Below are 26,596 nucleotides of genomic sequence, written 5' to 3'. Positions count from 1 at the left end.
GCCTGATATTTTAAGGAGCATGCTATGAGTTTTATAAAACAGTGGTTGCACGATGCCGTTCCTAGCCTGATTGGCAGTGAGTGGCGCATCGGCCAGCAAACCTTTGCCGTCGATAATCCCGCCACCGGCGAAACCATTGCCCGCGTGGCTGACATGGGCGCGGATGATACCCGCGACGCGGTGGAAGCCGCCTACAGCGCAGGCGCTGGCTGGCGCGCCACGCCGGTCAAGCAGCGCTCGGCACTACTGCGCCGCTGGTTTGAACTGATCATTGAACATGCGGATGATCTAGCGCGGCTGATGACCTTAGAGCAGGGCAAGCCGCTGGCAGAAGCCAAAGGCGAAGTGATTTATGGCGCCTCGTTTATTGAGTTCTTTGCTGAAGAAGCCAAGCGCATGGCGGGCGAAACACTGCCCAGCCACGGTGCCGATAAGCGCCTGCTAGTACTGCGCGAGCCAGTCGGCGTGGTCGCCGCGATCACCCCGTGGAACTTCCCGCTGGCGATGATCACCCGCAAGTGCGCGCCTGCCTTGGCCGCAGGCTGCACCGTGGTGATTAAGCCGGCAGAAGCCACGCCCTTAACCGCGCTTGCCGCTGCCTATCTGGCGCTGGAAGCGGGCTTGCCCACGGGCACTATCAACGTCATCACTGCCTCTAAACCGGTAGCGATAGGCGAAGTGCTAACGACCGACCCGCGGGTGCGCAAGGTCTCGTTCACCGGCTCCACGCCGGTGGGCAAGCGCCTGCTGGCCCAGTGTGCCAGCACCGTAAAGAAAACCGCTATGGAACTGGGCGGCAACGCCCCGTTTATCGTCTTTGACGACGCCGATATTGACGCCGCCGTTGACGGTGCCATTGCCTCAAAATTCCGCAACGCTGGGCAAACCTGCGTATGTACCAACCGCTTTTTGGTTCAGGACGGTGTTTACGACGCCTTCGTCAGCAAGCTGACCGAACGTGTTAATGCCCTGAAGGTGGGCGATGGCTTGGCCGACGGCAGCATTATCGGTCCGCTGATTAACCAAGCAGCCGTAGACAAAGTGCAGCGTCATATTGATGACGCCGTCAGCCACGGCGCGCGCGTACTTTGCGGTGGCAAGCCTCACGCAGCGGGGGAGCGCTTCTTTACGCCCACGGTGCTGGCGGATGTCACCACTAAAATGGCGGTGGCCGATGAAGAAACGTTTGGCCCCGTGGCGCCAGTGTTCCGCTTTACGCGCGACGAAGACGCTATCCAGATGGCCAATGACACGCCGTTCGGCCTAGCCGCTTATTTCTATGCCACCGACTACCGCCGTATCTGGCACACCATGGAGCAGCTGGAGTACGGCATGGTGGGTGTGAATGAAGGATTGATCTCCACAGAGCTTGCGCCGTTTGGCGGCGTGAAAGAATCAGGGCTGGGCCGCGAAGGCTCACACCATGGATTAGATGAGTTTACTGAATTGAAATACGTCTGCGTCGGCGGTTTATAAAGGAATGAAGATGACCAACCAAGAACTGAACGAGCTGAAAAACCGCTTTGTTGCCAACGGTGCCGCGACGCCGACGACCCAGTTTGCCGAATATGCTGAAAACGCAGAACTGTGGGACGCCGACGGCAATCGCTGGATCGATTTCGCGGGCGGCATTGGCGTGCTCAACCTGGGCCACCGCCACCCGAAAATCGTCGCAGCGGTAGAGGCGCAGCTTAAGAAAGTGATGCACACCAGCGCGGCGGTGATCTCCTACGCCCCTTACGTGCAGCTGTGCCAAAAGCTTTGCGAACTGACCCCGGTGCGCGGCCCTGAGCGCAAGGCGATGCTAGTGAACACCGGCGCCGAAGCGCTGGAAAACGCCGTCAAAATTGCCCGTGCCGCCACTGGGCGCACCGGCATTATCACCTTCGACGGCGCCTTCCACGGCCGCACCATGATGACGTTGGCGATGACCGGCAAAGTACTGCCCTACAAGAATGACTTTGGCCCCATGCCCGGCGACGTGTTCCGCGCGCCGTTCCCTAACCCGCTGCATGGCATCAGCGAAGAAGCCTCGCTCAATGCCATTCGCACGCTGTTCAAAACAGATATCGCCCCGCACCGCACGGCGGCCATCGTGATTGAACCGGTACAGGGCGAAGGCGGTTTCTACATCGCCTCACCGGCCTACCTGAAAGCGCTGCGCGCGCTGTGTGACGAGCACGGCATTCTGCTAATCGCCGACGAAGTACAGTCCGGCTTTGCGCGCACCGGCAAGCTGTTTGCGCTCGAACACAGCGGTGTGGAGGCGGATATCCTTACCACCGCCAAGAGCCTAGCCAACGGCATGCCGCTCTCTGCCGTCGTAGGTAGCGCCAAGGTAATGGACGCCTCGGGCCCCAACTCCCTGGGCGGCACCTACAGCGGCAACCCGCTCTCCTGCGCGGCAGCACTGGCGGTGATCGAGGTGATCGAAGAGGAAAACATCCTGGCCCGCAGCGAGCAGATGGGCAAGATGCTGGCCGAGCGTTTCGCCGTATGGGAAGAACGCTTCCCCGCGGTGGCCCACGGCCGCCAGCTAGGCGCCATGGCCGCGTTTGAACTGCTCAACAGCGACGGCAAGCCAGATACTCAGATGACCGGCGCGCTATGTGCCAAAGCCCGCGAGAAAGGGTTAATCCTGCTCTCCTGCGGCTTCTACGGCAACAGCATCCGCATTTTGGTGCCGCTGACGGTTTCTTCTGCAGTGTTGGAAGAGGGCTTGAGTATTATTGAGCAGTCTTTGGAAGCGCTTAGCTGATACCTTTCTAAGCACCACCTAACCCGCCATCGTCAAACAGCGAAAGCTGCTGGCGATGGGCGGTTTTTTTTAGGCATTGAAAGCCTAGACCTAAGATAATCAGTCGCCCTAAGCACTCTGTGCTAAGCTGGATTTGGTATGGTAATTGATGTGCCGACACATGCAGCAGAAGCGCGAGTTTTGTATATGCAGCCTAATAAAAATTAATAAATATAAAAATCAAAGGTTTGGAAGGATATGGCCGACTGCATTTTTCAGACAATAATGTCGGCGCGTTTATCCAATCATAGGACGCGCTGTCTAATACCTGTTATGTGCCCATCGGAGTTGAGAGTTAGGAGCAGATATTGGATCTAAAGTTAACTGAATTTTTGGCAATTTATGGAGCGGTCCTTTCGAGCTTTGTCTTTCTCTGGAATGTATTAAAGTCTAGGAGAAAAGTAGCCGTAAAGCTGATCTATGGGATCGAAGGTGAAGAAGACGATATTAAAACTGGCGTATATGTTTTCATTCAAAACCCCTCAACTCAGGTTGTTCATATATCCGGGTTGTCGATTCTCCACCCGTGGAGAAAAACAAATATTTTTAAAGTCATTTTGGAATCAATAAAACATAGGCGTTGGTTTTCTACTTATGGATGGGTCCACTCAAATTTATCCTTATATAAGGTTGATGATGGCTGTCCGATATCAATCGAGCCAGGACACTCACACAAAGTTTTAATTCCCGATGATGTATTAAATGAAATGCTAGAGGACTCTGTAAGCCGTGAAATAATGGCTTCAGTTCAAGATCAGCTATGGAATGAAACGTGTTCTAAACCCTTTGAAGTCCAAGAGTTTCCTAGCTCAAAGAATGAGAGCACATAACAAACAGCGCAAGCGGGACAAATTTTTCGCTGCGCTCCAAATTTGCCCCTTCGCTGGGCGTTATGCGCAAAAAATAAAAATCAGAGAGGTTTGCCGTGTCTCTATTAGCTCAGGTCATTGCCTACATTGTCAGCCCGCTCGCAACACTTTTAGCTGTTTGGATAGCTTATCTGGCTCTTCTGCGCGGTTCTCAGCCTCAGTTGTTAGCTTACTATCAGCCTAATCCTGACGTGCCTTCGCTAATTGACTTAGTAATTGAAAACATCGGCGGAGGTAGCGCAATTGGCGTAGCGTTCTCAGAACCTTTACCTATCGGTTGCTTTGGCATCGAGAGGCCGGATGGAGATGGCGCGCTCGTGCCGAAAACCGGTTTTCCATCGGTATCTGCTGGGCAGCGATATGTGTTCAATGGAGGCCAATATGCGGGCCTTGAAAGTAAGCTTGGAGCAGGGCTGCCAGTCAAAATTTCATATAAGTACCGGAGCCCAGTTGGCTTTCTTAGAAACGGCAGCGAAACGTTAGTTCTCGGGGTAGAGCACTTGAAAGGTATGCCTACGCGTACAAGCGCTAACCAAGCGATCGTAGATGCGCTAAAGGGTCCAAATACTACAACTGTTCACGAGATAAGGAACGAGCTTCGAGCCATAAAGAAGCAACTCCAGTTAGTGGTTCAGCATCAAGATAATCGAGGCGACGATGGTGGCGCCTAACAAGTGTATGAAGGTCGTTCCGGCCTTTCGGGCCTCCACCCGACGCCCTTGATAGGGCGCCGCTTATACAAGCGTTAGGCAATTCAATCGAACCAGGGATCCATATGCCGCAATACATTAGATTACTTTCAGACATGAGCTTGATGGCTGGTCTGATTGGATACTTCGAATACACAGAGCGGCATGAAATTGCTGATTGGTTAGAAGATCCCAGCGGTCGTATTCCTGATCCGAGAGTAGCGAGTCATGAACATCATGAGCCGCTTTCGGAAGACAGTTCTGAAGAAAATCGCAGCGACGAGGGACTATCGAGCGCTACAGGCGAACACAGGACTGATGTTCCACCTTGGCTGGAACTACTAATGATGAATCAATGGATGTTCACTCTTGGTGACGCAGATTGCTACCCATCAGTACCGCATGGACATTACAAAAGCAAGACCAGAGAATGGCCTAAACTGAACCCGTATACAGGGCGTGTATTTTCTGATGTTCACAAAGAGGACGCCAGCCAGCGACTAAGCAAGAAAGACATGATTAAGATTTGGAATGATTCAAAGTTTATTGAGCATTGTCGTGAGCAAGTCCTCTGGTATAACGATTTCGCTCCAAGCTATGGGTTCCCTAAAGCTAGGCGCGGAAAGTTGGCTTTTCCAAGGTGGCGATAATGCCTAACAAGTTGCTGCATCGGAAAAATAACTCGCTGGCGCTCGTCATCTTCCGGTGAGCAAAGCGTTAAGTTTAGAGAGAGAGCAGATGAAAACTGATGACTTGGGTGGAGGATGGTCAAAGTTTACTGTACTTGATCCTGAAGCCAAGGAATTTTATAATAACTATTACTATAAACGCGTCAAAGCGTATAGGATTGTAATAGATACACCCAAAGCAAAGGCTTTGGGTGCTTACACCTTGATCGAAAAAGATCTTCGAAGCATATTAATTTGGCTCAATGAGATAAAGGATCTATTGTCTAGCGACAAAGTGACAGCAGGTAAAAAAGGGTCACAGAAAACGGCGCATGATAGAGCTAGATATAACTTGATAAAAGGCTTGTTTGTCGCATCTCTAACATTTTATTCAAAATGCTTCGCAACTTGTGAAGGAAGACGAATCAAGTTAGAAAAGAAAAATTTGTCCGAAGAGTTCCAAAAGCATCACGACTCCATCATGGAAACAAGACATAATTTTGCAGCCCACAGTGGCGCAAAGCGAATTGAAAGAGTACACGTCGTAATGGCTCTTGATAGTAAAAGACGCAGAGGCGCGGTTCCGTTTGTTACGAGAGAACTAGGTCAGCCCGATTCATACTCACTTGAAAGTACGGAAGAGTTTATCTCTTTGGTTTCGCATGTAAAGTGTTTAGTGGACCAAAAGATCGACACATTAAATGAGAAGTTGCTTAAAGATGATATTCTCACAAAGCCACCAGAGTATTGGTATAAAAAACTTAATAAATAGCTGCACCGGTAAAACACTCGTTGCGCTCCTGTTTTCCAGTGAGCTAGGCGTTTTATGTGTAGCTACAAAGGGTTGCATATCAGAATCTGATCTATATAATCCATATCTGAATCTGATATGGAGTTATGATGATGAAAAAGCCTATGACTGTAAGGTTGCATCAAGAAACCCTTGATAAATTAAATGTTATCGCCTCGGGGCAAGGTGTAACAAGGCAAGATCTGGTTGAGATGTTGCTTGAGGAAGCCACAGGTGAAACTGTGATTAGTGACACCGACAAAATAATATCGCATGTCTCCCAATCAGTACTTGATGACATAAGGAAAAAATCATTGAAACTCAACAGGGGGTCAGAAATTAGCTTAAAGCGTCTCGTTGGTGAGGGTACCTGGGAGAGCTTTACAGATGCCACAAAGCGTATTTTTGGTAAGCAGTTTCGAGAGATGGTGGTAGCGGGTGACTTCCCTACATTGTCTGTTGGCCACAAGAAAAGTAATAACGAACAGCAGTATGTTGTTCTGTAGCTAGACCACACATAACAATACGCGTCACTCGGACGGTCTTTTCTCCGCTTCGCTCCGCGTTATCGGTAAAAAGTAGGGTGAATGCATGTTTATAGAAAATGGTAAGAAACCAGATGATGCATATCATGCTTCCCTTAGCTTTTGGTTGCCACCTGATAATCCTTATGGCAATTTCCAACTAAAGTATATGAAAATTGTGCAACGGCTGGATGAAGCAAATCGAAAAATTGCCGACAGTTATAAGTTCTGGGAAGCATGTAAAACAGGGGGTATGATTCCAATAGGGGCATACGAATGTCATGTTTTTGCAAACGAAGAAGCAATTTATATGCTCCGCCGTGCTGCCGATGAGTTAATTTCATTGATTTGGTGTCTTTCTAAATACGAAGAGGATGGTGAGTACCCAAGAAAAATAAAAATTAATTGTTTAGCAAGCGTAATTCACCAAAACGACGACGCTCGCCATGAAGCATTTAAAGACCATATTGGATTAATGACAAAGCTAAATGATATATCTAATGCGTTTAAGCACTCTTTTATCAACTCAAATCATACCTTATGGGGTTCGGACGAGCCGTGTATTCATGCATTAGCTTTGGGTTACGACAATTTGAACAAGGAACCAGTATTTCATAATGTGACACTTTCATCGGTAGTAGAAAAATATAATGCCTTTTATAGAAGTTGTAATAACTGGCTCAAGCAATACTCGGAGAAAAACCGATAACCAGAAGCTCAAACGGACAAAATATGCTGTCATCTTTTTTGCAAGAAAACGCAAAAAAACTGCCATCAAATTTAGCCGTTTAGCAAAGCATTAAATCAGTAGTGGTGCCGAAGCTGGGCAATGAGCAATGCGTCATCCGTGACCTTATAAACGATGCGGTGTTCTTCGTTAATTCGGCGGGACCAGTAACCAGCAAGGCTGTGTTTGAGGGCTTCCGGTTTGCCAACACCCTCGAACGGTTCTCGTTTGGTCTCCTTTATCAGTTTGTTGATTCGGTTCAGAATCTTTTTGTCAGTTTTCTGCCAGTACAGATAGTCCTCCCAGGCGTTCTCGGAGAAGATGAGTTTCATTCAAGAAGTTCCTTTTCATGACCACTACCTTGTTCTAGCTCGTCAATGGACTCCAACAAACGACGGGCGTTTTTTGGTGTGCGCAGAAGGTATGCAGTCTCTTGCAGCGCCTCATAGTCATCAAGAGATATCATTACCACAGATTGTGACTTGCTCCGTGTGATGATCATCGGAGAATGGTCTTCACAGACTTGCTCCATAGTTTTTGCGAGGTTGGTTCTAGCGGCTGTGTAGCTAATGGCATCCATAGGTTTATCCTGTACAAAATGTTGTTCATGTACATAATACCGTACGCATAATGATTTAACAATCGGCCGCACGGCGACTGATTTCCACCGCTTCACGGCTCCAAAATTGCCGCAAAGCTTTGCGTTAGTTTGAAGAGTTGAACGTGGGTTTAGAGATATTAGGCCGGTGTGCTGATCGACAAATAGAGTTATAGCTAAGCGTAACAGCTACCTATTCCTCCAACCCGCCCTCATCAAACAGCGAAAGCTGCTGTCGATTGTCGGCCTTCGCTTTTTTACCACGCCGAGCGGGCCGCCGCTGGCTGGCGAGCTTATCCACAATGGCTTGGCTGGCTTCTCTGGCATCTGGGGTGCGGCGAAGCTCATAGAGTGTCTTCTTCCAGTGGCGTGCTTCGGCCTCAAAATCGTTGGGGATTGGGTAGTTTACGCCAGGCTGAAAGCCGAACCGCTTTTGCAAGCTTTCCGGCAGCGCCCAGGGCTTGGCGCGCCACTCCTGGGGCAGCGGCGTTAATTCCGGCACCCAGCGGGCGACAAACTCATCGGTAGGGTCGTTATCCTCCGCCTGCTTGATGGGGTTATACACCCGCAGCGCGTTGGTGCCGGTGGCGCCTGCCTGCATTTGTACTTGTGGGTAGTGAATGCCCGGCTCGAAGTCGGTAAATAGCCGCGCTAAGTGCAATGCTGGCTCAACCCAATGCAGCCCAAGGCCAAAGGTGGCGTGGGAGATCAGCATGGCGCGCATGCGAAAATTGATCCAACCGGTGGCGATCAGGCTGCGCATACAGGCATCCACTAACGGCACGCCGGTTTGGCCGCGCTTCCAGGCGATCAGGTTGGGGTGTTCAGGGTCGCGCTCCCGCAGGCCGCGCAGCGCGGGGTGCAGGGTTTGTGACTCTATGCTTGGCTCGCTTTCGAGCTTTTGAATAAAGTGGCAGTGCCAGTGGAGCCGGGAGGCGAAGGCGCGCAGCGAGCGTGACCAAGCGGTGTCTTCAGCATGCTTTTTGCGCTGGCGTCGCAGTGACTGCACCACTTCGCGCATGGAGAGCGTGCCCCAAGCCAAATGGGGCGAAAGCCTTGAGCCAAATTCCCAAGCCAGCAGCGGTTTAGAAAGTGAGCCGCGATAGCGCCGCCCGCGCTGGCTTATAAAGCTGCGCCAGACTGCTCGGCCTTCGCTCCGACCGCCTGGCTGTCGCTCGGGGCAGGGCGTGATATCAAACCCTAGCGTCAGATCGTGAAGCTGTTCGACGTCAATATGGTGAAAGGCTTGCCAGTTCTCAGCCGCCTGGGCGCTTTGCGGGGCAGTGGCGGTGGGCGCCGTCATTAACGTTTCCCACTGCTTTTCCCATGCACTGCGGTCATCTACTCGGGATTTTAAACCACGCACGACGCCGTGCTGGCGTGCTTCATGCCAGGGTGTGCCGTGCTGCTGGCACCATGCCTTGACGCTAAGGTCGCGGTCAAAGCTCCAGGCGTTGCCGGTTTCTTCATGTGAATGAAGCACAAACTCGCCGTAATGGGTTTTCAGGGCGTTCAGTAAATCGACCATATCGCCTTGCCAAATACACAGCGGCAGGCCCAGTGTTTCAAGGGCATTGGAAAGGTCTATAAGTGAGTCAGCGGCAAACTGCCAGTGGCGCAGGGCGCTGTCTGGCGCTTGCCACTGCCCCGGCTCAATAGCAAATACGGGCAGCACGGGGCCAGCCGCGGCGGCGTTAGAAAGCGGCGCGTGATCATGAAGACGTAAATCGCGTTTGAACCAAACGACCTGAACACGTGCCTTACTCATACTGGAGCCTGACCGTTGAGGGCTATCCGCCGCTAAGCCTATTCACCATTTGCCTGTGACGTTACCATCAAGCTATTGTGAGCGTCACCAATCGAGCAGGTCCCGTCCAACAGGAGAGCAATAATGTATATCGCCATGAACCGTTTTCGTATTGCCCCAGGCCGTGAAGAAGATTTTCTAGAGGTATGGCGCAACCGTGATTCTCACCTTGATGAAGTGCCAGGCTTTCAGCAGTTCAGCATGCTGCGCGGCGAAAGCCAGGAAGACCATACCGTGTTCATTTCTCATACCGCTTGGGAATCCGAAGAGGCTTTCCGCGCGTGGACCCAGTCAGACGCATTTCGCAAGGCCCACGCGGGTGCTAAAGCGCCTGAAGGGATTTACCTCGGCCCGCCTAAGTTTGAGGGTTATGAAGTGGTGCTATAACGCTAATGGCGAAGTCAGCACCGGCAAGTATCGCTCAAGTAGCTGGGCGGCATGCAGCACCTTGAGATCTTGATGTTTGCCTGCCACTAAATGCAAACCTACCGGCAGCCCTTGACTATCCAGCCCGCAAGGTAGGGATGCCGCGGGCTGCTGGGTGAGATTGAAAGGGTAGCTGAACGGCGTCCAGTCCATCCAGTCGCGATAGTGGCCGCCCGGTGGCACGTTGTGGCCCGCTGCAAACGGTGCAATCGGCATTGTCGGCGTGACCAGCAAATCATATTGTTCGTGAAACGCCGCCATATGGCCCGTTAACTCGCTGCGCTCGCGCCGGGCGGCGAGGTAGGCGGAAAGCGACACATCCTGCCCGCGTCGTGCGATATCCAGAAACCCTGGGTCGAGTGCCGCCTGCTGCTTTTCATCGAGTTTTTCTAGCGCTTGGGTGGCTCCCGCAAACCAGAGCGTATTAAACGTCTTAAGCGGATCGCTAAAGCCAGGGTCAATTCGCTCGACCGTCGCGCCCAATGCTTCTAAATGGGCGACGGCTTCCTCAACCCGCTGGGCAATATTTGGGGCTACGTCTACATAGCCAAGGTTGGCACTAAAGGCGATACGCCAACCGCGTAGATCCGCAGGGGCAGCCGTAAGCCAGTCTGGCCCTCTGGGGTTGCCTGAATAACCATCCCGATTATCGGGCTGCGCCATCACGCTCAGCATAAGCGCGCTGTCGGCGGCGGTGCGTGTCATAGGGCCTAAATGAGAAAGCGTACTCATGGTGCTGGCGGGCCACTGAGGCACCCAGCCGAAGGTGGGTTTAATACCAAACGTGCCGGTAAAGCTGCACGGAATGCGGATAGAACCGCCCGCATCGCTGCCCTGATGGAGCAGGCCAAGGTTAAGCGCAGCGGCTGCCCCTGCGCCGCCTGATGATCCCCCCGGCGTTAGTGCTGTGTTCCAGGGGTTGCGGGTTATGCCATGCAGCGGATTATCGGTGACGCCTTTCCAGCCAAACTCTGGAGAGGTGGTCTTGCCAATCACGATGGCCCCGGCGTTGCGTAGGTGGCGGCTGATCGGGGCATCTACCTCCCAAGGGCCATCTGCAGAGGTTGTGGTCGACCCAAGGCGTGTAGGCAAGCCTTTGGTTAAGGTCAGATCTTTAATGGTAATGGGGATGCCATCCAGCGGGCCGCAGGGTGTTCCTGCTTGCCAGCGCCGAGCCGATTCTAAGGCTAAGCGTCGAGCCTCTACATCATTAACGCAGGTAAACGCATTGACCTTAGGGTTGTCGCGGGCAATACGCGCTAAGCAGTCCTCGACTAGTGACTCCGGCGAGAGCGAGCCCTCGCCGAAACGGGCCAATGCCTGGATGGCCGTTAGTGTTTCAAAGGTCTCGGCCATGATTATTCACCATCCTCAATACCTGCTGCTTCAAGCATGGCGTGCAGTAGCACGTTACAGCCTGCGTGTACGTGCTCAGGCGTCGCGCTTTCGATCTCGTTATGGCTAATGCCATCTTTGCAGGGAATAAAGATCATCGCGGCGGGGGCCACACGGCCGATAAACATCGCATCGTGGCCTGCACCGCTGATGATATCCATGTGCGAGAGGCTGAGCTTTTCGGCCGCTTGGCGAACAGCATCCACACATTCTTGGTTAAAGTGCTCTGGTGCGAAGTCCGCCGTAGGTGTTAACTCGTACTCCAATCCATGGCGTTGGCAAATATCTTCAACGGCGGCGGCAACCGCTTGGCTCATCGTGATAAGTGCTTCCGGTTCCCAGTGGCGCATATCAAGAGTCATTTTGACCTGGCCAGGAATCACGTTACGCGATCCTGGGTACAGTGTCATACAGCCCACCGTACCGCGCCCGTGAGGTTGGTGATCAAAGGCAATTCGGTTGAGTGCCTGGGTCACTTCCGCCGCCCCCATCATGGCATCCCGGCGCAGGTTCATCGGCGTAGGTCCTGCGTGGGCTTCAAGACCGGTCAGCGTTAAATCGAACCATTTCTGCCCTAATCCACCGATAACCACGCCAATGGTGGTGTCGGTATCTTCGAGAATTGGTCCTTGCTCAATGTGCGGTTCAAAGTAGGCTTTTATCTCGCTTGGCGAAACGCTATCGCTACCGCGGTAGTGAATAGCGTCTAGCGCATCGCTAACGGTTACGCCATCAGCGTCGGTGCGGGCCATCATGGCATCAAACTCAAGCTCGCCAGTAAATACGCCTGAGCCCATCATGCAGGGAGGGAAGCGGCAGCCTTCTTCGTTCGTCCATGCGACGATTTCGACGGCCGATTGCGTCGCTATCTTGTGCTCGTTAAGAGTGCGAATAACTTCCAGGCCTGAGAGCACGCCAAAGCATCCATCGTATTTGCCGCCGGTCGGCTGGCTATCCAGGTGGCTACCCGCCATAACTGTTTTTGCGGTGGGGTCGCTGCCTTCTCGGTGGGCAAAGATATTACCCATATTATCTATGCGAATAGTACAGCCCTCGGCACGACACCACTGAATAAACAGGTCTCGACCCTGTCGCTCCAAATCGGTCAGCGCCTGACGATTGACGCCGCCTTTGGCTGTGGCGCCTAGCTTTGCCATCTCCATCAACGCCTGCCACAGGCGGTCGCTATTGGTACGTAGTTCGGATACATCAGTACTTGGCTTTACATAGGTATTCATCTTGGCTTCCTCGCAAGGTTAAACGGACCGTTAGGGCGCAGCGTTTGCCGATGGTAAGTCGTGTAGCTTGGAACGATGATGATAGGTATGTAGTAAGTCCCCACTGATCAACATTTGTGCGGCCATTTCTGCTTCCAGCGCGCTCATGTGGCTTTCTGCATCGGCCATATGCTCGGCCATGATGTGGCGTACACGCAGGCTATCTCCCATGCGGTACGCTTCTACCAACTGGCGGTGATAGTCCTGATTGGCATGGTCGAACTGCTTTCGCTCCGGCACATACGCTTTTTTTATCACCACTAAGTCACGCAGCATGTCGTTTAGAAACTGACACATAAACGCCAGTAGGGGATTAGGGCAGGCTTTGGCCAATAGCTGATGGAACTCAAGCTCTAAAAAGCGCTGGTGCCGGTGATCCTCTTCACCACCACAGCAAGCGCAGGCTGCCATGTTGGCTTCCAGCTGCTGTAAGTCAGTCTCCGTCAGCCTGCCAACAACGGACGCCGCCAGCTCTACTTCCAATAGCTTGCGCAGTTGATATACCTGCCTGCCATCCAGCTGTTGGAAATGCAGAAAGTTACGCAGCATGCGGCTGGCGGGTTCCATGCCCGGCTGGTTAATCACCGCGCCGCCTTTAGGCCCGGTTTTTAAGGTGATTAGCCCCTCAACTTCCAGAATTTTTAGCGCCTCGCGCACGGTGCCTTTGGCACTGCCGTAAAGCTCCATCAGGGCTTTTTCATTCGGCAGGCGATCACCCTGCCCGAGTGACTCGACGGCAATCCAGCGCTTGATATCATCGCTGATCAGCTCAGCGAGCTTAGGGCGCCGTTTAACGGCTGGACTAGCTGTTGAAACTGTCTTGGAAACAGGGGCTTGAGTCATCAGCACACTCCTTATTTGTCGCTAGCGGTGCTGAACGTTTCTTGGTCATATACAGGCAAACGCTCGGGGTGATACTCCGCGTCATAGTCGTAGCGAGCGTGGGTAAAGCGCTCCACGACCGCGGTATCGCGACGATGCAGCGCATGGCTTAGGCCTATAAACAGGGCGGCGTTCAGCAATAGCCCCCAGATGCCCGCATGGTAGCCAAACGGCGCGCTAAATGGCCCAAAGGTCATAAGTAGTACGCAGGCCACACCGGCCCATAATCCAGCAAGCGCAGCCGTCGGGTGGGCTTTTTTCCACGAGATAGCGCCGATAGTCGGAATCACCAGTTGGGCTGTGCCCGCGAGTGCAGCAATACCGATAGTGACCAGTACACCCGGCACGGTAAGCGCCATGATATAAGCCGCAAGGGAGAAGCCCACTAATGAAAGACGGCCGATATAAATGATACGTGCCTGGCTTGCTTCACGATTCACATAACGCTTATAGATGTCCATCGTCACCACGGTGGAGACCGCGTGAATCTGCGAGTTAGCCGTGGACATCGCAGCAGAAGCACCGGCCGCCATAATCAGTGATGCAAGCAGGTAGGGGGCATACTCCATCAGCATAATAGGCAGAATTTGGTCGGGGTTTTCCACATTGGGTTCAAGCAGTACGCCGGAGTAGCCGGATAGCACCGAGCCCACGTAAGCGAAGGCTGCCAAGCCCAGTAGGAAGGGCATTAAGTTAAATAGTTTGCCGTGTTTGACCGAATACATCCGTAGCCAAATTTGCGGTCCCATAAAGGCACCGATAGCGGTAATAGCGAAGAGTGAGAACCACATAGGGTAGCCCATCGTGCCATTAGGCCCAGGCATGGTTAGGTGCTCGGGAGATGTTTGCTGGAGCTGGCTAAAGAGCGCGGTTGGACCCCCCACTTGAGTGGATATGTAGTAGCCCGCGTACATCATGCCGAAGAAAAGTAATGCGCCATAAATCACATCAGTCCAGGCGATAGCGCGAATGCCGCCAATCCATACGTAAATGATAATAATGAAATAGAACAGCAGTGCTGCTAGCCAAAAAGGAATCAACCCGCCGGAAGCTACTTCGATTAAATAAGCGCCGCCAGTGAGCTGTATTTGTAAATAAGGGACGGTGAAGATAAGCGTAATGGCGGCAACAGAAATACGAAGCGCTTCGCTATTGTAAAAATCACCGATTAAATCGGAAGGTGTTAAATAGTTGAATCTTTTACCTAAAAACCAGACGCGCTTGCCTATCCAATAATACATAAAGCCAAATAGTAAGTTCCAGGCTAACGCCGTAAGAAACACTGGGCCGTTAGTGTAGAAGGTGGCGTTTGACCCCAGGAAAGCGAAGGCACTCCACCACGTCGCTGCGACGGTGAAGAACACCGCGATGCTCCCCATGGCTCGCCCTTGAACGAAAAAGTCTTCACTGGTCTCTTGCGACTGACGTGCGGATAAAATCCCTACTATCAAGGGGATAATCATAAAGGCTGCGATAATTAATAAGCTACCGGTCATGCTTTATCCCCTTAGTTTGGCTGTTTAGTGGTATTTACAGTCGCCCGTACTGGGCTACCCCAGTTAGTTAAATACGCTAGTAAAAACAGCGCCGTTAACACAAACCACCAAAACAGATTCCATACAATAAGAAAGGGGATGCCGAACACCATCGGTTCTATCCGATTGGCGAGCATAATGGCCGGACTTTCCAGCATTAAAAAACTTAAAATCATACTGCCATAGAGCGAAATCTTTAATGGAGTCAAGAATTTCATAACAAGTTAGCCCTTGGTTTATGTTTGATATGTGAGCTGTTTGGCCGGCAAACGGACGCTAGCAGTCACGTTTAAAACGGTATGACTAACGGCTGAGTGCTGATTGGGCGTGTTCCTAGGATCTGTTGTATTTATTAGTATAAATATAATGATTAGATGGTTTTCAAAGCTACGTCAAGGATTGATCGATAATCAAAAAGCCATGTTACGTATGGATTCCCTAACGTGAACAACAGGAAAGCGTAATTTTATAAACATGTTCAGTGGCGCATCCTGATGCAACGTTTTAACGCGATGGAGCTGGACACCATGTTTGGAATAAAAAGCAAAACGACACCGCAAACTTCAGAGCACTCTTCAGAACTTTCTTCAGAACTCCCGTCAGAGCAGGGCGCCTCAAACAGTGCGCTTAATCAGCATTTCTGGATGCCGTTCAGCGCTAATCGTGATTTTCACGCTAACCCACGCATGATCACGGGGGCGGAAGGGCGCTATTACATTGATGACCAAGGCCGCAAATTATTCGATTCGCTGTCAGGGCTATGGACCTGCGGCGCAGGCCACAATCGTGAAGAAATTCAAAAAGCCGTCGCGGCACAGCTAGGCACTCTCGACTTTGCCCCAGGCTTTCAACTTGGCCACCCGCTGGCGTTTAAGTTAGCGGAAAAGGTCGCCAGCCTTATGCCTACTGGGCTTGATCATGTATTTTTTACCAACTCAGGCTCCGAGGCGGCCGATACCTCGGTCAAGATGGCCAAAGCCTATTGGCGGCTTAAAGGTAAGCCTGAGAAAACGCGCCTGATTGGCCGAGCGAAGGGCTATCACGGCGTCAATATCGGTGGCACAAGCCTTGGCGGTATCGGTGGCAATCGTAAGCATTACGGCCAGTTGATGGATGTCACGCATCTGCCGCACACGCTTCAAGCGGGCCACGCTTACACCCGTGGCCAGGCAGAAACGGGGGCTGAGCTTGCCGATGCGCTGCTCGATCAAATAGCCCTACACGATGCCTCGACAATTGCGGCTGTGATTGTTGAGCCAATGTCTGGCTCGGCGGGTGTGATTGTGCCACCCAAAGGCTACTTGGATCGTTTGCGCGAAATCTGCACCGCTAACGATATTCTGCTGATTTTTGACGAAGTGATTACCGCCTTTGGGCGTAGCGGTGCGACCACCGGTGCCCAGGCGTTTGGCGTGACGCCAGATATCATGAACGTTGCCAAGCAGATCACTAATGGCGCTGTACCCATGGGCGCAGTGATTGCATCGCGCGAGATTTTTGACACCTTTATGCACATTGGTGGGCCCCAGCATGCCGTTGAGTTTACGCATGGCTACACCTATAGCGCTCACCCGGTGGCCTGTGCCGCAGGGCTGGCGGCGCTTGAATTAATGGAGCGCGAAAATTTCCCCGCCCAGGTTAGCGCCATTGCGCCGCGCTTCGAAGAGAAGTTGCATGCTCTCAAGGGCCGCAACCACGTCGTGGATATCCGCAATTACGGCTTAGCCGGGGCGATCCAGTTAACGCCTCGTGACGGCGACCCAACGATTCGACCACGCGATGCACATATGGCACTTTGGAAAGCAGGCTTTTACGTACGTTATGGCGGCGATACGCTGCAATTTGGCCCTCCCTTTGGCACCACCGATGCCGAGTTAGAGCGCCTGTTCGACGCCGTTGCGACCACCCTTGATTCATTGGCATAGCCTATTTTCTGATAAAACCGGTTTCGGAGTATAAAAATGAGCGTTATTTCCCACCTGATCAACGGTGAGTTAGTGAAGGGCCAGCGCACGCTGGATGTTACCAATCCCTCAACGGGAGCTGTCATTCGCCAAGTGTCTGATGCCTCTGCGGCCGATGTTGAAAAGGCCATTGATGCCGCTCAGGCAGCGTTTCCCGCCTGGCGAGATACGCCACCGGCCAAGCGCGCGCAAGTTATGTACCGCTTTAAGCAACTGCTCGAAGAGCACGCTGACCGCATCGTGCAGCTGGTCAGCGAAGAGCATGGCAAAACGCCAGAAGACGCTATGGGTGAGCTTAAACGTGGCATTGAAAACGTTGAGTATGCCTGTGGCGTGCCTGAACTGTTAAAGGGTGAGTATTCCCACAACGCAGGGCCTGGCATTGATGCGTGGTCTAATTTCCAACCGCTGGGCGTCGTTGCAGGTATCACCCCGTTTAACTTCCCGGCTATGGTGCCGCTATGGATGTATCCGATGGCAATTGCCTGTGGCAACTGCTTCATTCTCAAGCCGTCGGAAAAAGACCCATCTTCCTCAATGGCCGTGGCTGAGCTGCTTCAAGAAGCCGGGCTACCGAAAGGCGTGATGAGCGTGATTCACGGTGGTCGCGAAGCGGTGGAAACGCTGTTGGATGCCAAGGCCGTGAAGGCTATTTCGTTTGTGGGTTCGACGCCGGTGGCTGAGGCTATTTACACCCGTGGCGCGGCCGCTGGTAAACGCGTTCAAGCGCTGGGCGGTGCGAAAAACCATGCCGTCGTGTTGCCCGATGCCGATTTGGAAAACGCCGCTAATACACTAATGGGTGCGGCTTACGGTAGCTGCGGCGAGCGTTGCATGGCGATCTCAGTTGCCGTATGTGTTGGTGATGAAACGGCTCATCGTTTGGTCGAAACCATGCTGCCAAAAATCGCGCAGCTGAAGATAGGTCCCGGCACTGAGAAAGGGCTGGATATGGGCCCGCTAGTGACCGCCGAGCACCGCGATAAAGTACTGGGCTTTATTGAAGATGGCGTAAAATCAGGTGCAACGCTGGTAGCCGATGGGCGTGACCTAACGATATCAGGCCATGAACAGGGATATTTTGTTGGCGGCTGCCTGTTCGATAATGTCACGGCTGATATGCGTATTTATCAGGAAGAGATCTTCGGGCCAGTGCTTTGCGTCATGCGGGTCGGTAGCCTAGATGATGCCATGCAGCTAATTAATGACCATGAATACGGCAACGGTACCTGCCTGTTTACCCGCGACGGTGAAGCCGCACGACGCTTCACCGACGGTATTGAGGTGGGCATGGTCGGTGTTAACGTCCCGCTGCCTGTACCGGTGGCTTACCATAGCTTTGGTGGCTGGAAGCGCTCGCTATTTGGCGATCTTCACGCCTATGGGCCTGACTCAGTACGCTTTTACACGCGTCGAAAAGCCGTTTCTCAACGCTGGCCTTCCGTTAGCGAAGCGACGCGAGCGGAGTTCTCATTCCCCGCCAATCAGAGTTGACGTTATAGCGTAAATAGGAGATCTTCTCAGCACCGCCGCTCTCCGGCGGTGCTTTTTTGTGCCTATCTTCGACGTAAGGGACGAGTGCAGCGTGGCAAGAACCCAGGACGAAATTCGCCAGACCAACGTTAAGAAGATTCTCCAGGCCGCGGAACAACTGTTCGCTGAAAAAGGCTATGCCGGTGCCTCCATGGGAGAAATCGCACAGCTGGCTGATATTCCCAAGTCCAACGTGCACTACTACTTCGCCACTAAAAAAGCGCTCTACCAGGAGGTATTGCTAGAGCTGCTGGAAATATGGAAGCAGGACGCGCTCTGCTTTGAACTCTACGATGATCCTCGCGTGGTGCTTTCAACTTACATTCGCGCCAAAATGACCCACTCCCGCAATCGCGCCCACGGCTCCAAAGTATGGGCGGCCGAAGTCATGCAGGGCGCACCGATCCTTAAAGAGCGCCTGCGCGACAACCTTTACGAATGGGCAAAGCTCAAAGAGTCGAAAATTAGTGAGTGGGTCGCGTCAGGCCAGATCCATCCTGTCGAGCCTTCCTATCTACTCTATATGATCTGGGCGTCCACCCAGCACTACGCTGACTTTGACTACCAAATCTACCTACTCAACGATGACCAACCGCTAGACGACCTGCAGTTTGAAAAAGCCGTGCAGTCAGTGACCACGATGATTTTAAGAGGGATTGGGCTGACGGTATGAGCATTGGCCAGCGATTAGATGGGCTGGCGCATACGTAAAATCGATACGCCTAAACCGATAAAAGCACTGCCCATGATGCGATTGACCCACTTTACGCGGCGCGTATTGCTCAGCCAGCGAGTGAGATGTTTCGCGAGCCCGCCGTAGGCCATTAAGGTGGCGAATGAAAGCACCATAAAGGTGCCTACCATCATGGAAAATTGTGGAAGCAGTGCGCGCTGTGTATCTAAGAACTGTGGAAACAAAGCGGTGAAAAACAGGATCGCTTTTGGGTTGCTCATGGCGACCAGCAGGCCTTCGCTGAAAATGCGCCAGTGAGGAATGGGCTTGGCAGCGGTGGATGGTACCGCCAGTGAGCGTTGGCTACGCCACTGGCGAATGCCTAAGTATATTAAGTAAGCAGAGCCGCCAAATTTCAACAGACTAAACAGCGTTTCTGAGGCATTTAATATCACGCCTAAACCCAATACCGCGGCGCTCGCGAGTATTAGCAGGCCGATAATATTGCCCAACGAGGAAAGCGCCACGCGCTTTGTTCCACCGGCTATGCCATTACGCACCGCGACTAAAAAAGCGGGCCCAGGGCTCGCAATGCTGACCAGCGCCATGGCAACAAACAGCAGCCAGGTAGAAAGTGGCATGGGTATATCTCCTAAGAGGATAAAGCCGGTTAGTCAGACGACCGGTACCTATCTAAGCGCTGATGGCAAGCCAGCACCTATTGAACGTTAGCATTGCACTAGCCAAGTGGCCCGCTGGTAACCGTTGTCTTCAACCCTTTAAGAATGGCTTGACCATCCTCGTGCTTGAGTTCGTCGTACCAGGCTTGCGTTTGGGCGTCGTCGTGGCCATGAATCATTTCCGCGCGCTTACGGGCGCGCTGGACGATCTCTCCCACTCGGCTAACGCGTTGCGCGTCGTACTGCGTCAAGGCGCTGGCAATGGCAGATGAGGTGTCGGTATGTTCTTCAAGTGCTCGTTGCACGACTTGAGCCAGTACCCAGGCGTCTTCCATCGCTTGACAGCCGCCTTGGCCAAGGTCGGGTGCCATGCCATGAGCAGCATCACCCAGAAGGGCAACACGCGGTGCGGTCAGTGAGTCAAGCGGAGGGATATCGTAGATTTCCACACGCGCCATGCGCGCAGGGTCGAAGCGTTCAATAAGTGCCTGCACCGGCGCAGCCCAGCCTGCAAAGTGTGCGCGTAATTCATCGCGATAGTGGCTGGGGTCGTTGGTGGTGCCAGCGGGAAGCGGTACATCAAGAAAGCAATAGAATTCCTGCGCGCCTTCGGCATTGCCCCCGTTGCCCATGGGCATAAACGAGACACGCTTTGCGTCGCCGACATATTGATCCCAGTGACTCTGCGGTGCCAAGGCATCATCAACGGGAACGCGTACATTCCAGTTCACATAACCCACGTATTGGCGCTCAACGGGATGCCCCACGACCTTACCGCGTAGCTTTGAATGAGTACCTTCGGCGACGACTAATAAGTCGGCGTGCAGGCTTTCACCATCGTCAAAATGCGCAGATACACCGTCTTGCGTTAGCGTGTAATCATGACAGCGGCGGCCAAACTGCACATGCTCGGTGCCTACCGCATCTAGCAGCATTTGTTGTAGGGCGGCGCGGGAAATAGGGCATGCACGCTGCTCAATCTCTTCAAATAGCGGCACCAGGCTAAAATCGGTTAAGAGTTGACCGTCATGCGTCAGATAGCGCATCTGGGTGATGCTGCCACTTAAGCCTTCAATGGCGTTACCAAGGCCCAGTTGATGCATGACTTTCACGCCGTTAGACCATATCGAGAGCGCCGCGCCTACTGGACGCATCGTTGCTACGCGCTCCACCACCGTGACCTGATGCCCTTGCCGCTGGAAAGCGAGAGCGGTGCTCAGCCCGCCAATGCCCGCGCCGATAACGAGAATATTGAGAGGCGTAGTCAGAGGGCGGGACATAGCGAGCTCCTTGAAAATGGGAAGGCACAACGGCTAACACGTCATATCAGCTGTTACCGCTAACTGTATACAGCGTTAAACCTTAATGTATAAGCAATCATAGTGCCAAGTCAGCCGTTATTTACCCAGGCTTCAAAACCTAACCGATGCCTGTAGGCTGACTTCCAGGGGGTCGCCGACCACTACCCGTGTGTTGCCACCGCTTGAAGGGTAGTAAGTGGTGTCGAACAGATTCTTGGCATTGAGCTGCAGGTGGAGGGTGTCGCCCAGCCAAGGGGTGTCCCAGCCGATAAACGCGTCAGCGACGGTGTAGGCATCTAATTGAAAGCTGTTGTCAGCATCGCCTTCGCGCTCACCCACATAGCGAACCCCGCCACCTAAGCGCCAGTTGCCCAGTCCTGGCGCGGTTGTTAAGTCGTGTGCCAAGTAGAGGCTGGCGGTATGGCGTGCGGCGTTGGTCAGCCGGTTGCCCTGGGTATCTTCCGTGTCTTTGAGTACTTCGGTGTCGGTATAGGCGTAAGCGCCTAATAGTGCAAGCTGATCGGTCAACTGGCCGGAAACCGTTAGCTCCACCCCCCGTGAACCCGCTTCGCCTACCGTGCGGGTCACACCGTTGTCGGAGACGGCAACATTCTCCTTGCGGATATCGAACAGCGCAACGGCCAACGAGAACTGGTCGTTCCATAGGTGCTTCACACCGATTTCGCTACCCATGCTGTGTTCAGGGGCCAGCGCTTGTCCGGTATCGCTGTCGGCACCATTGGGCACAAACGCTTCGCTGTAGCTGGCATAAACGGACGTATCCGAGGTCAGGCGATGCAGCAGATTGATTGATGGCAAGAAAATATCGTCGCTGGTATCCGTCTCGGTAATGAAGTCCTGACCACCGCCGGAAAACTGCTCGTAGTGGGTATAGCGCCCGCCTAGCCCCAGCGTCCAGCGGTCGTTGAAGTGCCAGCGGTCATTAAGATAAATGCCGGTCGTATTAACCTCATCCAAGCGATTGCTTCGCGAGGTGTTAAGGCTGTCGCTATCCAGCGTCAGGCCGCCGTAGCTCATAGCGTAAATATTTTGATCAGTCACCGACGAGCCGCGGTACACCTCGGCCAGATAGTCGCGGCGACGTTCGTGGTCAATTCCTACGGTAAGGTCGTGGCGCATGCCTGCCACAGAGGCGGTGCCGCTAGTATCCCAGGCGGTGTACTGTACGCGGCGGTCAAAGCCGATATTGGCATCGGCACGACGTGTTAATGCACCGCTCTGCTCGTTAACGCTTAGTACTCGCGGTTGGCCATCGCTGTACTGCCGGCGGTTCCAGCCGTAGGTGAGCCGTGTTGACCAGTCGTTGTTAATATCCTGTTCCCACCAGGCGGTGACGGCTTCGTCGTGACCGAAAACCCGCGACCAGGATTCGTCGAAACGGCGGTCACTAGGTACCTTGGCAGGTTCACCATCAATCATTACCGTGCCGCGATCTAGATCCAAGTCGTAGTCGCGATACTCATAGGAGATTTGTGCGCGACTTTCGCGGCCTTCCCAGCGCAGCGAAGGGGCAATAATCGTGCGTCGATCATGACCAAAAACGCGCGCGGAGTCTTCATCTTCATGATGGACGATAAATCGGAAGGCCAGGCCGGTATCGGCAATTGGCCCGGTGACATCCACGCTGGCATTGCCGCCACCCAAGGAGGTGGCTTCGGCGCTGATTTCGCGCTGCCACTCGTACTCAGGCCGTTTGGTGACCAGGTTGATCACCCCGCCAGGATCCTGCTGGCCTTGAAATAGCGAGGCAGGCCCCTTGAGTACTTCGACATGATCCACCGTTGCCATTGAGAAGGTGCCGCGCGGTTGGCGAATGCCATCGATCAGAATCGAACCATCGCTGTTGCTGCCGAAGCCGCGTTTAATATAGCCATCCTCGGTGCCCCCCATGTTATTGCCTGCGGTCACCCCTGCAACCATCGCCATTGCTTCGTCCAAGCTGTCGATATCATGGTCGGCCATCACCTGGGCGGTGACGGTCTCCACGGCGCGGGCCTCTTCTAAAAACGACACCGGCTGTTTGCTGGCAAGGCTTGAGCGCTGGGCACGATAGCTCCGCGGAGCCACGTCAGTGAGCCGATCTGAGGTGACGATCAGTGTTTTTGGCGCGGTCTCGTTGGCCTGCTGTTCGTAGACCTGTTGTGCCTGGGTCTGTTGTGCATAGACATCGGGCAGTGGGTTCAGCAGTAGCAGTGGCGAAAACAATGCAAAGGTTCGGGAGCGCAGCATGGTCGATACAGATCCTGTTATTGTCAGAGGGGGAGTGGGCCAAGGATTATGGAGCGTTGAGTGCGCCCCAAAAGTGATCTTCGTGACTTAGCGCTGGCGTGATAGGTAGTAGGGCATTGAAGGTGGCGGCCGGATCAAGGTCAGTGAAGTGTTCGGGATAGAGCCATTGGACGATACGTTCGAGCGCTACAATGGCGAAAGGACCCTGATGAAAACCATGCCATAGCGCATAAAACTGTCCATTCTGAACGGCGTTAAGATGCTCCCAGCCGGGAAGCGATTGGCTCAGATGCCGCAAATCCTGGCTAATATCATCAGCACTGATATCAAGTCCAACGCGCACACCATCGCCCGCTGTCCACTGTCCCGCGGTATTGAGGATGACGTCGGGTGGGTGGCTGAGCACCCATTCATTGCTCAGCGTTGCCGATGCGCCGGGGATTAATGCATCGGCGAGATTATCGCCACCTGCCCGGGCCACTAGGTCGGCTAGCCCGTTACGTAGATTGGTACGGCAGCAGTCAACTTTCACCCCAGGGGCGACATTGATTAGGACGGTTGGGGCATCGGCGGGCTGTTCCGCCAGCTTCAAGTCTGCCAAGCCCTGGTCGATACGCGCCAAGCGTTGTTCAATTAGGGCAATCATTGCGCTAGCTCGAGGCATCGCGTTCAAGGCCTCGCCTAAAAGCGCAAGGCTTTTGGGCGTGTTCTCCAGCGGGTGGCGGTTAAAGTCGATAAAAAGATAGGCAATACCTAGCTCGTCCAGTAGCTGCGCCAGCGGAGAGCCTTCGAAGTTACTAGCGCGCGCGAGATCAAGCAGTACTAAGTCTGGGGCCAGATTAAGCAGCGCTTCGCTATCGAGTTGGGGTGTCGGCGTGCTTGAAAGAGCGGGCAGTTGATCAAGCGCAGGCCACTGGGTGAGAAACCGTTGAGCCATGGCGGGGTCAAATACGGCCAGCGGATAGGCCCAGCCCGCTAAGCGCGGTGTTGGGTCATCTAGAAGTGTTGCCAAGGCATAAAGCTGGCGTGGCTGGGTAAGAAACAAGCGTGTGGGCGGTGCTGAAAGCGTTACCTGACGCCCGGCAAGATCAGTCAGTGTTTTAGGAAAGTCTTTAGACGCGCCCGCCTGTGAATCGGTTGCCCAGCAAGCGGCAGCGATTAACAGGCTCATCCAGCACAACACATTAATAGCCAAGCGGCGCATCGGATGAGCATAAATGGTGGTTGTTGATATAAACATCACAATGGCTCGCTGACGCGATCACTGAGCACAAGTGGCCGCCCTAGCGAGCATCGCTCGACCCGGGACTCGACCCCATAGGCGGTGTGCAGCACGTCGGGGGTGATCACCTCGTGAGGATCGCCTGCAGCCAGTAGCCCCCCGTTACCAAATAGCAGCACTTGATCACAAAAGCGTAGGGCGAGGTTGATATCGTGGATAGCCATTAGGCAGACCGCCTGACGCTCCGCTATTACCGAGCGCACGGTATCAATCAGCGCCAGCTGCCAGCGCAAATCTAGCGCGCTGGTGGGCTCATCCAGTAGTAATAGTGCGGGCTGGCGGGCGATCGCCTGAGCTAGGCCAACCATCTGACGCTGCCCGCCGGAGAGCTCACTCAACGGGCGCAACGCTAACGGGCGAATGGCCAGTGCATCGAAAACGCGCTCGATTAACGTGTCTATCTCTGTACGGCTTAGGTCGGGGCGCACGGCACGACAAGCGCTCAGTACCGCTTCGTAGGCCACTAACGTGGTGGCCTGAGGGAGCGTTTGCGGTAGATAGCCCACATGACGCATCCGCGCGGCGCCACTGAGGGTGGTGAGGTCGATATCATTAAGCTGCATACGTCCGCTGGCTGGCTGTAAGCCCGCGATGGCTTTTAACAGGGTCGATTTACCCACCGCATTGGGCCCCAACACTGCGACCAGTGAACCGGGTGGCAGTGTGGGCAAGCTTAGCTGCTCGAAAACGCGCCGTTTGCGGTAGCCGGTCGTGACGTTGCTGAGCGTAAAGCCTGCTTTCATCGCGCGCGCCCCTGCAGCATGATTAACGCCATAAAGAAGGGGATGCCTACCAGTGAGGTCACCAGGCCCACAGGCAGCACCAGCCCATCGACCAGCGTTTTACTGGCGATCGACGCGAGCGATAGCACCAGCGCCCCCGCCAAGGCGCTGCCCGGTAAGTAAAAGCGATGATCTTCACCCAATGCCAGGCGTGCCATATGCGGGCCGACTAGCCCAATAAAGCCAATGGTGCCCACAAACGCGACTGCTGCAGCGGCGAGCAGGCTCACTCTAAGTAGCGAGATAAGTCGCAAACGCTCAACCGCAATCCCGAAGCTGCGCGCATGTTCATCACCCGAGCGCAGTGCCGTCATTGCCCAGGCGCTGCGCAACGAGAAAGGCATACAAATGGCTAATACCACTGCCACGATGGCCACCGTGTCCCAAGAGGCGCGTGAGAGGCTGCCCATCGTCCAGAACACTAATTGCTGTAGCGCATCGGGACTAGCGATGAGCTGCAAAAGTGCCACCAGCGCGTTGAGTACAAATACCAACGCAATGCCGAATAACACAATAATCTCACGGCTGGCGCCGTAGAGACGAGATAAGGCATTGATAGTCAGCATCGACGCCGCCGCAAACATAAATGCCATTAAAGCGGTGGCGTAGTGGGCGTTTAAACCAAACAAGGTGAGATTGAAAACAATGACCAGCGAAGCGCCTAAGGTGGCCGCCGCACCAACGCCCAGCGTGAACGGGCTGGCCAGCGGGTTATTCAGCACCGTTTGCATTTCTGCCCCTGCCAGCCCCAGCGTTGCGCCTACCAGCACTGCCATGAGTGCGGCAGGGAGGCGGATTTCCCAAACAATGGCTTGCTGAATCGGCCCTTGAGCATGAGGATCCAATAGCAGTGCGATTAAATCAGTCACTGAAATATTCGCAGGACCACTGGCAATATCAGCGAGCAGCGATATCGCTAACGCTATGGCTAAACCCGCGACAATCAGCAAACGGGTAACAATGAAGCGCCGATAGGTGGATGCCAACGGAGCAGCAAGCGGCGAAGACGCGGGCATTGTGAAGGTGTTTCCAGGTGAGAGCGAAAAGTTATCAGGATTAGTCTTATTTGCGACTAAAACTCATTCGTGATTGTATTTTCATCCTTTAGTCGTAGCTTTGTCAACCGCAGGGAAACCAAGCGTTGCCT

The 26,596-nt window shown here is 53.7% G+C and carries 25 protein-coding genes; 12 read left to right on the top strand and 13 right to left on the bottom strand.

Translation table 11 applies throughout. The features are described 5' to 3' along the window. Nucleotides 1-24: 24 nt before the first annotated feature. The 8 genes from ACT3TR_RS06420 to ACT3TR_RS06385 all read left to right on the top strand — a co-directional run bounded on the left by ACT3TR_RS06420 (nt 25) and on the right by ACT3TR_RS06385 (nt 7,046). Entirely contained in the window at nt 25-1,476 is a 1,452-nt protein-coding gene (locus tag ACT3TR_RS06420; protein WP_444624949.1) for an NAD-dependent succinate-semialdehyde dehydrogenase, read from the top strand. Between the two features lie 10 nt (nt 1,477-1,486). Further along, on the top strand, nt 1,487-2,758 hold the full coding sequence (gene gabT, locus ACT3TR_RS06415) for a 4-aminobutyrate--2-oxoglutarate transaminase (RefSeq protein ID WP_444624950.1): 1,272 nt from the start codon (nt 1,487-1,489) through the stop codon (nt 2,756-2,758). A 347-nt stretch (nt 2,759-3,105) separates the two neighbouring features. Next, nucleotides 3,106-3,627 (top strand): hypothetical protein, encoded by a 522-nt coding sequence (locus ACT3TR_RS06410; protein WP_444624951.1) that lies wholly within the window; start codon nt 3,106-3,108, stop codon nt 3,625-3,627. A gap of 95 nt (nt 3,628-3,722) precedes the next feature. Then, on the top strand, nt 3,723-4,337 hold the full coding sequence (locus ACT3TR_RS06405; protein WP_444624952.1) for a hypothetical protein: 615 nt from the start codon (nt 3,723-3,725) through the stop codon (nt 4,335-4,337). A gap of 104 nt (nt 4,338-4,441) precedes the next feature. Continuing rightward, nucleotides 4,442-5,005: a hypothetical protein gene (locus ACT3TR_RS06400; RefSeq protein ID WP_444624953.1), complete on the top strand. Its 564-nt coding sequence runs from the start codon at nt 4,442-4,444 to the stop codon at nt 5,003-5,005. A gap of 88 nt (nt 5,006-5,093) precedes the next feature. After that, nucleotides 5,094-5,795, top strand: coding sequence for a hypothetical protein (locus ACT3TR_RS06395; protein ID WP_444624954.1), 702 nt, complete (start codon nt 5,094-5,096; stop codon nt 5,793-5,795). A gap of 131 nt (nt 5,796-5,926) precedes the next feature. Beyond that, entirely contained in the window at nt 5,927-6,319 is a 393-nt protein-coding gene (locus ACT3TR_RS06390) for a DUF1413 domain-containing protein (RefSeq protein ID WP_444624955.1), read from the top strand. Between the two features lie 85 nt (nt 6,320-6,404). Beyond that, the gene (locus tag ACT3TR_RS06385) at nt 6,405-7,046 is read left to right on the top strand and encodes a hypothetical protein (RefSeq protein ID WP_444624956.1); all 642 of its coding nucleotides are present in this window, start codon (nt 6,405-6,407) and stop codon (nt 7,044-7,046) included. A 95-nt stretch (nt 7,047-7,141) separates the two neighbouring features. On the opposite strand, the gene ACT3TR_RS06380 is transcribed toward ACT3TR_RS06385, so the two are convergent. The 3 genes from ACT3TR_RS06380 to ACT3TR_RS06370 form a co-directional block, all read right to left on the bottom strand. Further along, nucleotides 7,142-7,396, bottom strand: coding sequence for a Txe/YoeB family addiction module toxin (locus ACT3TR_RS06380; protein WP_444624957.1), 255 nt, complete (start codon nt 7,394-7,396; stop codon nt 7,142-7,144). After that, the gene (locus ACT3TR_RS06375) at nt 7,393-7,644 is read right to left on the bottom strand and encodes a type II toxin-antitoxin system Phd/YefM family antitoxin (RefSeq protein ID WP_444624958.1); all 252 of its coding nucleotides are present in this window, start codon (nt 7,642-7,644) and stop codon (nt 7,393-7,395) included. The genes ACT3TR_RS06380 and ACT3TR_RS06375 overlap by 4 nt, the downstream gene beginning before the upstream one ends. 211 nt (nt 7,645-7,855) lie before the next feature. Then, complete coding sequence (locus tag ACT3TR_RS06370; protein WP_444624959.1) at nt 7,856-9,430, bottom strand: deoxyribodipyrimidine photo-lyase/cryptochrome family protein; 1,575 nt, start codon at nt 9,428-9,430, stop codon at nt 7,856-7,858. Nucleotides 9,431-9,553: 123 nt separating this feature from the next. Between ACT3TR_RS06370 and ACT3TR_RS06365 the strand changes: the two genes are divergently transcribed. Next, entirely contained in the window at nt 9,554-9,856 is a 303-nt protein-coding gene (locus tag ACT3TR_RS06365) for an antibiotic biosynthesis monooxygenase family protein (protein ID WP_444624960.1), read from the top strand. Here ACT3TR_RS06365 and ACT3TR_RS06360 read toward each other — a convergent pair. The 4 genes from ACT3TR_RS06360 to ACT3TR_RS06345 are packed head-to-tail and all read right to left on the bottom strand — an operon-like array spanning nt 9,851 to nt 14,945. Further along, complete coding sequence (locus tag ACT3TR_RS06360; protein ID WP_444624961.1) at nt 9,851-11,251, bottom strand: amidase; 1,401 nt, start codon at nt 11,249-11,251, stop codon at nt 9,851-9,853. The genes ACT3TR_RS06365 and ACT3TR_RS06360 overlap by 6 nt on opposite strands. A gap of 2 nt (nt 11,252-11,253) precedes the next feature. Then, on the bottom strand, nt 11,254-12,528 hold the full coding sequence (locus tag ACT3TR_RS06355) for a Zn-dependent hydrolase (RefSeq protein ID WP_444624962.1): 1,275 nt from the start codon (nt 12,526-12,528) through the stop codon (nt 11,254-11,256). A gap of 30 nt (nt 12,529-12,558) precedes the next feature. Further along, nucleotides 12,559-13,410 (bottom strand): FadR/GntR family transcriptional regulator, encoded by an 852-nt coding sequence (locus ACT3TR_RS06350; RefSeq protein WP_444624963.1) that lies wholly within the window; start codon nt 13,408-13,410, stop codon nt 12,559-12,561. Nucleotides 13,411-13,421: 11 nt separating this feature from the next. Further along, nucleotides 13,422-14,945 carry a sodium:solute symporter family protein gene (locus tag ACT3TR_RS06345; RefSeq protein ID WP_441685164.1) on the bottom strand — a complete coding sequence of 508 codons (1,524 nt, stop codon included), beginning with the start codon at nt 14,943-14,945 and terminating at the stop codon, nt 13,422-13,424. Between the two features lie 566 nt (nt 14,946-15,511). Between ACT3TR_RS06345 and ACT3TR_RS06340 the strand changes: the two genes are divergently transcribed. The 3 genes from ACT3TR_RS06340 (at nt 15,512) to ACT3TR_RS06330 (ending at nt 19,154) form a co-directional block, all read left to right on the top strand. Continuing rightward, on the top strand, nt 15,512-16,909 hold the full coding sequence (locus tag ACT3TR_RS06340; RefSeq protein WP_444625064.1) for an aspartate aminotransferase family protein: 1,398 nt from the start codon (nt 15,512-15,514) through the stop codon (nt 16,907-16,909). Between the two features lie 36 nt (nt 16,910-16,945). Then, nucleotides 16,946-18,442 (top strand): CoA-acylating methylmalonate-semialdehyde dehydrogenase, encoded by a 1,497-nt coding sequence (locus ACT3TR_RS06335; RefSeq protein WP_444624964.1) that lies wholly within the window; start codon nt 16,946-16,948, stop codon nt 18,440-18,442. 91 nt (nt 18,443-18,533) lie between these two features. Then, the gene (locus ACT3TR_RS06330) at nt 18,534-19,154 is read left to right on the top strand and encodes a TetR/AcrR family transcriptional regulator (protein ID WP_235040560.1); all 621 of its coding nucleotides are present in this window, start codon (nt 18,534-18,536) and stop codon (nt 19,152-19,154) included. Between the two features lie 14 nt (nt 19,155-19,168). Here the strand turns inward: ACT3TR_RS06330 and ACT3TR_RS06325 are convergent, their stop codons facing one another. From ACT3TR_RS06325 to ACT3TR_RS06300, 6 genes are all read right to left on the bottom strand, one after another. Next, on the bottom strand, nt 19,169-19,795 hold the full coding sequence (locus ACT3TR_RS06325; protein WP_444624965.1) for a LysE family translocator: 627 nt from the start codon (nt 19,793-19,795) through the stop codon (nt 19,169-19,171). A gap of 98 nt (nt 19,796-19,893) precedes the next feature. Further along, nucleotides 19,894-21,114, bottom strand: a complete 1,221-nt coding sequence (hpxO, locus tag ACT3TR_RS06320) for an FAD-dependent urate hydroxylase HpxO (protein ID WP_444624966.1) — start codon at nt 21,112-21,114, stop codon at nt 19,894-19,896. Between the two features lie 132 nt (nt 21,115-21,246). Continuing rightward, complete coding sequence (locus tag ACT3TR_RS06315; RefSeq protein WP_444624967.1) at nt 21,247-23,385, bottom strand: TonB-dependent siderophore receptor; 2,139 nt, start codon at nt 23,383-23,385, stop codon at nt 21,247-21,249. Between the two features lie 46 nt (nt 23,386-23,431). Further along, a complete protein-coding gene (locus tag ACT3TR_RS06310; RefSeq protein ID WP_444624968.1) occupies nt 23,432-24,625 on the bottom strand; it encodes an ABC transporter substrate-binding protein in 1,194 nt (397 codons plus the stop codon). Continuing rightward, nucleotides 24,625-25,410: an ABC transporter ATP-binding protein gene (locus ACT3TR_RS06305; protein ID WP_096277632.1), complete on the bottom strand. Its 786-nt coding sequence runs from the start codon at nt 25,408-25,410 to the stop codon at nt 24,625-24,627. Before ACT3TR_RS06305 ends, ACT3TR_RS06310 begins: the two co-directional genes overlap by 1 nt. Continuing rightward, a complete protein-coding gene (locus ACT3TR_RS06300; protein WP_444624969.1) occupies nt 25,407-26,465 on the bottom strand; it encodes a FecCD family ABC transporter permease in 1,059 nt (352 codons plus the stop codon). The genes ACT3TR_RS06305 and ACT3TR_RS06300 overlap by 4 nt, the downstream gene beginning before the upstream one ends. Between the last annotated feature and the right edge of the window lie 131 nt (nt 26,466-26,596).

It is taken from the genome of Halomonas sp. AOP12-B1-6 (assembly GCF_052379225.1).
In the GTDB taxonomy this organism is placed as follows: domain Bacteria; phylum Pseudomonadota; class Gammaproteobacteria; order Pseudomonadales; family Halomonadaceae; genus Vreelandella; species Vreelandella casei.
This window is presented reverse-complemented; position numbering and strand designations above follow the sequence as displayed.